This is a genomic window from Burkholderia sp. Se-20378, assembly GCF_017104665.1.
GTDB lineage: Bacteria > Pseudomonadota > Gammaproteobacteria > Burkholderiales > Burkholderiaceae > Burkholderia > Burkholderia lata.
The window spans coordinates 1-2,085 of record NZ_JAAGPG010000942.1; the positions used below are offsets into that span (position 1 = coordinate 1).

3 protein-coding genes are annotated in these 2,085 nt (G+C 70.1%); all 3 read right to left on the reverse strand.

Annotation, left to right across the window (positions count from 1 at the left end):
* Positions 1-838: TolC family protein (locus G3N93_RS39170; protein WP_307873456.1), on the reverse strand; the 838-nt coding region annotated here is incomplete at its 3' end.
* Positions 817-1,731, reverse strand: a complete 915-nt coding sequence (locus G3N93_RS39175; RefSeq protein ID WP_174938213.1) for an HlyD family secretion protein — start codon at positions 1,729-1,731, stop codon at positions 817-819. The genes G3N93_RS39170 and G3N93_RS39175, both read right to left, overlap by 22 nt.
* A 24-nt stretch (positions 1,732-1,755) precedes the next feature.
* Positions 1,756-1,950 (reverse strand): DUF1656 domain-containing protein, encoded by a 195-nt coding sequence (locus G3N93_RS39180; protein ID WP_011349545.1) that lies wholly within the window; start codon positions 1,948-1,950, stop codon positions 1,756-1,758.
* Between the last annotated feature and the right edge of the window lie 135 nt (positions 1,951-2,085).

Sequence of the window (2,085 nt, forward strand, 5' to 3'; positions counted from 1 at the left end):
CGCGCAGCGTTTCCGGAAAGCCGCCGACGAGCACGCCGATCGCATGGGCGAGCCGCGCGACGTCCTGGTGCAGCGGCGGCAACGTCGCCTGCGCGAGCTGCAGCTCGGCACGCGCCTGCGCAACCGCGAACGACGTGCCGAGGCCGCGCCGGTTCGATTGCTCGGTCAGCCGCCGCGTGGCGTCGAGGCTCGCGACGTTGTCCGTCGCGATCCGCAGCCGCTCCTGGGTCGCGCGCAGTTCCGCGTAATCCGACGCGAGCTCGGCCAGCAGGCTCACGAGGATCGCGTGGCGATCGTCGTCGAGCGCATCGAGCTGCGCATCGGCCGATTCGACCGCGCGTCGCGTGCCGCCGAACAGGTCGAGTTCCCACGACGCATCGAAGCCGAGCCGGTAGGTGCGCGACTGGCCGATGCCGGGCGGCCATTCGAGCGCCCGCGATGAACGGATTGCATCGGCGTTCCCGCCGGCTGTCACGGTCGGGCCGAGGCGGCTCGCGATCTGGTCGCGTTCGGCGCGCGCCTGCAGCAGCCGCTGGCGCGCGATCGCGAGATCCTGGTTGTGCGCGATCGCCTGGTCGACCAGCGCATCGAGCTGCGCGTCGCCGAACGTGCGCCACCAGTTCTGCAACTGCACGGGATCGGTGGTCACCGTGTCGCGCGGCGCGCTCCAGCCGGGCGGATGCGCGGGCTGCGGCGCCACGTAATCGGGGCCCACCGTCGTACAAGCGGCCAGCGCGCACGTGCAGGCCGCGATGAGGGCGCGCGCGTAGCGTGGCGTGCGCAGCGGAGGGAGCGGACATCGCATCGTCACCATCTTCACATCCACGCGTGCAGCCACGACGCTAGCCGGCCGCGCGGCGTGCGCTCGTGTCCATGTTCGCCGACTTCGACGCTGCACGTCATGCCTGCCGCCAGCAGCACGCCGGCCGGCACGCGGTCGATTTCGATGCGCACCGGAATGCGCTGCGCGAGCCGCACCCAGCTGAAGGTCGGATTGACGGCCGGCAGGCCGAGTTCGTCGAGCGTGCCGTTCTCGTCCGCGATGCCGCGGCCGATGCTCGTCACATGCCCGCTCAGCAGCGGATCGAAGCCCATCAGCCGGATCGTTGCGGGCGCACCCGTCGCGATGCGGCGCAGCTTGGTTTCCTCGAAATAGCCGGTGATCCAGAAGCTGTGCGCGTCGAGCACCGAGATCCCGGGCTTGCCTTCGACCGCGTAGTCGCCGTGACGCAGGCGCAGCTGCGTCACGTAGCCGTCGACCGGCGAGCGCAGCGTCGTGCGTTCGAGGTCGAGCTTTGCGACGTCGAGCGCGGCCAGCGCCTTGCGATGCTCGGCCTGCGCGATCGACACGGCGCGGCTCGAACGCTGGATGTCCTCGCGCGGCACGAGATCGTCGAGGCCGGTGCGCCGCTGCGCTTCGTCGCGCTTCTGGCGCATCGACTCGGCGGTCGCGGCGACCTGCGCTTCCGCCTGTTCCACCGCCAGCGCGAAGCGCTGCGGATCGATCCGGTACAGCACGTCGCCTTTCGCGACGCGCTGGTTGTCGACCACCGCGACTTCGACGACGGTGCCCGACACTTCGGGTGCGATCCGCACGACGTGCGCGCTGACGCGCGCGTCGCGCGTCCACGGCGCGAGGACGTACGCATGCCAGAGTGCGGCGACCAGCACGATCGCGACGGCCACCGTGGCGAGCGTCAGCAGGGAGCGGGTGAGGGGTTTGAGCGACATGACGCGATACGTTCCGACAGGAGGCTAGAAGTAGAGGATCAGCGTGGCGACCAGCACGAGCGAAATCGCGAACTCGAACAGCGCCGGATGCCACACGCGGCGCAACACGCCGAGCCGCGCGAGCAGCGCGCGCACGGCCATGTAGATCGGCACCGTTGCGCACGCATAGACGAAAAACGGCGGCAGGTAGATGCCGGCCAACGGGAATTCACTGAGCATCGCGGGCGCGCTCCGGAACGGCGGTGAAATAGGCGGCGTACGTATGCAGTAGCACATGGACGTCGGCGAACGCGGCCATCCGCCACTTCAGTTCGGTATTGCCAGGCTGGGCGGCGGCGATGCCGGCGAGGGCGT